Source organism: Vibrio sp. 1401 (assembly GCF_033340295.1).
Map to the genome: position 1 here is coordinate 1 of NZ_JAWOWF010000288.1, position 762 is coordinate 762.

Sequence of the window (762 nt, forward strand, 5' to 3'; positions counted from 1 at the left end):
TTTGGTATCTTTGGTCTGGTTGCTTCAACTTTCGCGACAACGGGTTTCAGCGCGCTAGCAAGCTACGCTCACCTTCTTGCGGTTCTACTTGGCGCAATGATGATTATCGCGCTAGTAGTAAACCCAGCGATCGTATTCTTCAAAACCAAACAAAACCCGTACCCATTGGTATTCCAATGTCTACGTGAAAGTGGCGTAACAGCATTCTTCACTCGCTCAAGTGCAGCGAACATCCCAGTAAACATGGCGCTATGTGAGAAGTTAGACTTAGACGAAGACACTTACTCAGTATCTATCCCTCTGGGTGCAACCATCAACATGGCTGGTGCAGCAATCACTATTACAACGCTAACGCTGGCTGCAGTGCACACAATGGGTATTGAAGTTGACCTGATGACAGCGCTACTTCTAAGTGTTGTCGCTGCGGTTTCTGCATGTGGCGCTTCTGGTGTTGCGGGCGGTTCTCTACTGCTTATCCCTCTAGCGTGTGGTTTGTTTGGCATCTCAAACGACGTAGCAATGCAGGTGGTAGCGGTTGGTTTCATCATCGGTGTGATTCAAGACTCTGCTGAAACAGCGCTAAACAGTTCAACAGACGTTATCTTTACCGCTGCTGTTTGCCGTTCAGAACAGCAAAAAAGCCAGTAAGATAAAGATTGAATAATAGAAAGGGGAGCCTGTTGGCTCCCCTTTTTCGTTGTCGATAATTTATTGTCGACAGAATATGCATTCGGTATCACTCATTGATCACCAATAAACTTT

At 46.3% G+C, this 762-nt stretch carries 1 protein-coding gene; it reads left to right on the forward strand.

All coding sequences use genetic code 11. The features are described from left to right. A partial coding sequence (gene sstT / locus R7Z77_RS25170; RefSeq protein WP_318137020.1) for a serine/threonine transporter SstT occupies window positions 1-648 on the forward strand: 648 nt, incomplete at its 5' end. Window positions 649-762 lie beyond the last annotated feature (114 nt).